The 5,121-nt window shown below is 68.9% G+C and carries 2 protein-coding genes; both read left to right on the top strand.

The features are described from left to right. The first annotated feature begins 177 nt into the window (after positions 1-177). Positions 178-4,545 carry a HAMP domain-containing protein gene (locus GSF22_RS30295; protein WP_208817332.1) on the top strand — a complete coding sequence of 1,456 codons (4,368 nt, stop codon included), beginning with the start codon at positions 178-180 and terminating at the stop codon, positions 4,543-4,545. Beyond that, complete coding sequence (locus GSF22_RS30290; RefSeq protein ID WP_208817331.1) at positions 4,542-5,096, top strand: response regulator; 555 nt, start codon at positions 4,542-4,544, stop codon at positions 5,094-5,096. Before GSF22_RS30295 ends, GSF22_RS30290 begins: the two co-directional genes overlap by 4 nt. Positions 5,097-5,121 lie beyond the last annotated feature (25 nt).

Raw genomic sequence — 5,121 nt, 5'->3', positions numbered from 1 at the left:
GGGCGGGAGCGCCGTCCGCCGTGCCGGAAACGGTCCGGGTGTCCGCCGGGCCACCCGACCGGGTGCCGGTCGGGCTCCTCCTGACCGCCGCGACCTGCCCCGGAGGCCGGCAGGGGCACAATGATGGAAACGGCATCTTCGATGCGGCCCGACCTCCCCCGAGCTGAGCGAGGAAGAATGACCACGACGAGAAACACGTCGATGGCGGACACGCCGGAAGAATCGGCCCTCCTCGGTGAGCTCGCCGAGGCGCTGCGCCGGGTCCGCCGGGGCGATCTGAAGGTACGGCTACCGCGCCGCGCGGGAATGGCCGGCGAGGTGGCCGACGCCTTCAACGAGGTGGTCTCGTTGCAGGAACGGCAGCATCTCGACGTACGCCGGATCAGCCGGATCGTCGGCCGGGACGGCCGGCTCACCGAGCGGCTGGACGAGGAGGGACTGGACGGCTCCTGGGCCGAGGGGCAGCGGGCGATCAACTCGCTGATCGACGACCTCGGTCGCCCGACCACCGAGATCGCCCGGGTGATCGTGGCGGTCGCCGACGGCGACCTGTCCCAGCACATGGCGCTGGAGATCGACGGGCGCCCGCTGCGCGGTGAGTACCTGCGCATCGGCCGGACCGTCAACACCATGGTCGACCAGCTCTCGTCGTTCTCCAACGAGGTGACCCGGGTGGCCCGGGAGGTGGGTACCGAGGGGAAGCTCGGTGGCCAGGCGGACGTGCGGGGCGTCGCCGGCACCTGGAAGGACCTGACCGACTCGGTCAACACCATGGCGTCCAACCTGACCTACCAGGTGCGGTCCATCTCGCAGGTGGCCACGGCGGTGGCCAAGGGCGACCTGTCGCAGAAGATCACGGTCTCCGCCAAGGGCGAGGTGGCCGAGCTGGCGCACACCATCAACGCGCTCACCGACACGCTGCGGCTCTTCGCCGAACAGGTGACCCGGGTGGCCCGGGAGGTGGGTACCGAGGGCAAGCTCGGCGGTCAGGCCGAGGTGCCGAACGTCGCGGGCACCTGGAAGGACCTCACCGACAGCGTCAACTCGATGGCGTCGAACCTGACCGCCCAGGTGCGCAACATCGCGCAGGTCTCCACCGCGGTCGCCCGGGGCGACCTGTCGCAGAAGATCACCGTCGCGGCCCAGGGGGAGATCCTGGAGCTGAAGGACACGGTGAACACGATGGTGGACCAGCTGTCGTCGTTCGCGGACGAGGTGACCCGGGTGGCCCGGGAGGTGGGCATCGAGGGGAAGCTCGGTGGTCAGGCCCAGGTGCGCGGGGTCTCCGGTACCTGGCGGGACCTCACGGAGAACGTCAACCAGCTCGCCGGCAACCTGACCTCCCAGGTGCGCAACATCTCGCAGGTCTCCACCGCCGTCGCCAAGGGCGACCTGTCGCAGAAGATCACCGTCGACGCCCGGGGCGAGATCCTGGAGCTGAAGAACACGGTGAACACGATGGTGGACCAGCTGTCGTCGTTCGCGGACGAGGTGACCCGGGTGGCCCGGGAGGTGGGTACCGAGGGGAAGCTCGGCGGTCAGGCCGAGGTGAAGGGTGTCTCGGGTACCTGGCGGGACCTGACGGACAACGTGAACTCGATGGCGTCGAACCTGACGTCCCAGGTGCGGAACATCGCGTCGGTCACCACGGCGGTGGCGAAGGGTGACCTGTCGCAGAAGATCACGGTGGATGCCCGGGGCGAGATCCTGGAGTTGAAGTCGACGGTGAACACGATGGTGGACCAGCTGTCGTCGTTCGCGGACGAGGTGACCCGGGTGGCGCGGGAGGTGGGTACCGAGGGGAAGCTCGGCGGTCAGGCCCAGGTACGCGGGGTCGCCGGCACCTGGCGGGACCTCACCGACAACGTGAACTCGATGGCGTCGAACCTGACCGCCCAGGTGCGCAACATCGCGCAGGTCTCCACCGCCGTGGCGAAGGGTGACCTGTCGCAGAAGATCACGGTGGACGCCCAGGGCGAGATCCTGGAGTTGAAGTCGACGGTGAACACGATGGTGGACCAGCTGTCGTCGTTCGCGGACGAGGTGACCCGGGTGGCCCGCGAGGTGGGTACCGAGGGCAAGCTCGGCGGTCAGGCCGAGGTGAAGGGTGTCTCGGGTACCTGGCGGGACCTGACGGACAACGTGAACTCGATGGCGTCGAACCTGACGTCCCAGGTGCGGAACATCGCGTCGGTCACCACGGCCGTGGCGAAGGGTGACCTGTCGCAGAAGATCACCGTCGACGCCCAGGGCGAGATCCTGGAGCTGAAGAACACGGTGAACACCATGGTCGACCAGCTGTCGTCGTTCGCCGACGAGGTGACCCGGGTGGCCCGCGAGGTGGGCTTCGAGGGGAAGCTCGGCGGTCAGGCCCAGGTCAAGGGCGTCTCCGGCACCTGGCGGGACCTCACCGAGAACGTCAACCAGCTCGCCTCGACCCTCACCACCCAGCTCCGGGCCATCGCCCGGGTCTCCACCTCGGTCACCCGGGGCGACCTGACCCAGCGGATCGCGGTCAAGGCGCAGGGCGAGGTCGCGGAGCTGAAGGACAACATCAACCAGATGATCGTCACGCTCCGCGAGACCACCAAGAAGAACGCCGAGCAGGGCTGGCTCGACTCCAACCTGGCCCGCATCGGTGGCCTGCTCCAGGGGCAGCGCGACCTCGGCGAGGTCTGCCGCATGATCATGATGGAGGTGACCCCGCTCGTCGACGCCCAGCTCGGCGCGTTCTTCCTGGCCGAGAACGACGAGGGGGTGATGCGGCTCAAGCTCACCGCGTCGTACGGCTACGTCGCCAAGGGACAGGACGTCACGTTCGGTCCCGGTGAGGGACTGGTCGGGCAGACCGCCCTGTCCCGCCGCACCATCCGGGTCGGCGGCGGTTCGGCCGGCGTACTGACCCTCCGCTCCGGACTGCTCGACATGACCCCCCGGGACCACGTCGTGCTGCCGGTCCTCTTCGAGGGCGAACTGCTCGGGGTCATCGAGTTCGCCAGCATCGACGCCTTCTCCGAGCTGCACCTGTCCTTCCTGGAACGACTGGTGCTGACCATCGGCATCGCCGTCAACACCATCCAGGCCAACCGGCGTACCGAGGAACTGCTCGCCCAGTCCCAGCGGCTCGCCCACGAACTTCAGGAACAGTCCGCCGAGTTGCAGCGCACCAACGCCGAACTGGAGGACAAGGCCCAACTGCTCTCCGAGCAGAAGGGCAACATCGAGACCAAGAACCGGGAGATCGAGCTGGCCCGGATCGGTCTGGAGGAGAAGGCCCAGCAGCTCACCCGGGCCTCGGCGTACAAGTCGGAGTTCCTGGCCAACATGAGCCACGAGCTGCGAACCCCGCTGAACTCGCTGCTGCTGCTCGCCCGGCTGCTCGCCGACAACACCGAGGAGAACCTCAGCCCCAAGCAGATCGAGTTCGCCCGGACCATCCACAGTGCCGGTTCCGACCTGCTCTCCCTGATCGACGACATCCTCGACCTGTCGAAGATCGAGGCCGGTCGGATGGACGTCGAACCCACCGAGGTCCGGTTCTCCGAGATCCGCAGCTACGTGGAGCAGGCGTTCGCGCCGCAGGCCGAGGAGAAGGGGCTGGACTTCCAGGTCCGGGTCTCCCAGGACCTCCCGCCCACCCTGGTCACCGACGCGCAGCGGTTGCAGCAGATCCTGCGCAACCTGCTCTCCAACGCGGTCAAGTTCACCGACAACGGGGCGGTCACCCTGCGCATCGCACCCGCCCCGGAGAACACCGTGTTCGAGGTACCGGCCCTGGCGGCGGCCCGGCAGGTGGTGGCGTTCACCGTCGTCGACACCGGCATCGGCATCTCCGACGACAAGCTGTCCATCATCTTCGAGGCGTTCCAGCAGGCGGACGGGACGACCAGCCGGCGGTACGGCGGGACCGGGCTGGGCCTCTCCATCAGCCGGGACCTGGCCCGGCTGATCGGCGGGGCGATCACCGTCACCTCGGCACCCGGGCAGGGCTCGACGTTCACCCTGTTCGTACCCGATGTGCTGGCCCCGGACGCGGTGGTGGCGCCGCTGCCGCCGCAGCCGTCCCGGGCCGGACTGCCGTCCTCGCTGCTGCTGCCGCCCCCGGAGCTGCCCGAACTGCCCGAGCCGGCCAGCACGCCGGCCACCCGGCAGCTCGACGGCGCCACCGTGCTGATCGTCGACGACGACGTGCGCAACGTCTTCGCCCTCACCAGCGCCCTGGAGCTGCACGGGATGACGGTGCTCTACTCCGACAACGGGGTGGACGGGGTGCGGCTGCTCGCCGAGCACCCCGAGGTCGATATCGTGTTGATGGACGCCATGATGCCGGATCAGGACGGATATGAGACGACCCGATCGATCCGGCGCAATCACCGGTTCGCTGATCTGCCGATCGTCTTCCTCACCGCGAAGGCGATGCCGGGAGACCGGGAGTCGGCCCTCACGGCGGGGGCCAGCGACTACATCACCAAGCCGGTCGACCTGGACGAGCTGATCGAGCTGATGGCGTCCTGGATCAGCGGCGGACGTGGGGAGAAGCAGTGACGCAGATGGCGAAGGCCCTGCTGGTCGACGACCGGCGGGAGAACCTGATGGCGCTGGAGGCGATCCTCCAGGGGCTGCGGGTCCAGTCGGTGGCGGTGGAGAGCGGCGAGGCCGCGCTCAAGCAACTGCTGGTGGACGACTTCGCGGTGATCCTGCTCGACGCGCAGATGCCGGACATGGACGGCTTCGAGACCGCCAGTCACATCAAGCGGCGGGAGCGGACCCGGCACGTACCGATCATCTTCCTCACCGCCGCCGACCGGGACGCCCAACTCGCACTCCGCGGCTACTCGGTCGGCGCGGTCGACTACCTCACCAAGCCGTTCGACCCGTGGGTGCTGCGCGCCAAGGTCAGCGTCTTCGTCGACCTGTGGGTCAAGACCCGCCAGCTCGCCGCCCAGTCGGAGGCGGTGCGGGAGCGCGAGGCCCAGTGGCGGTCGCTGACCGACGCGGTGGACGAGGCCACCGCGCTGCTGCGCTCCGCCGACCCGGACGCCCGGGACCGGGCGGTGGAGCTGCTGGAACAGGCCCGCTGGGGTGCCACCTCCTGACCGGGACGCCCGGAGGGGTCAGGAG

The organism is Micromonospora echinofusca (genome assembly GCF_017614955.1).
Taxonomy (GTDB): Bacteria; Actinomycetota; Actinomycetes; order Mycobacteriales; family Micromonosporaceae; genus Micromonospora; species Micromonospora echinofusca_A.
The sequence above is the reverse complement of the archived record's forward strand: the minus strand, read 5'-3'. Positions and strand labels throughout refer to the sequence as shown.

Excerpts from the sequence above, each read along its gene's own strand:
- GSF22_RS30295 (WP_208817332.1), top strand. The coding sequence starts at position 178 with ATGACCACGACGAGAAACACGTCGATGGCGGACACGCCGGAAGAATCG.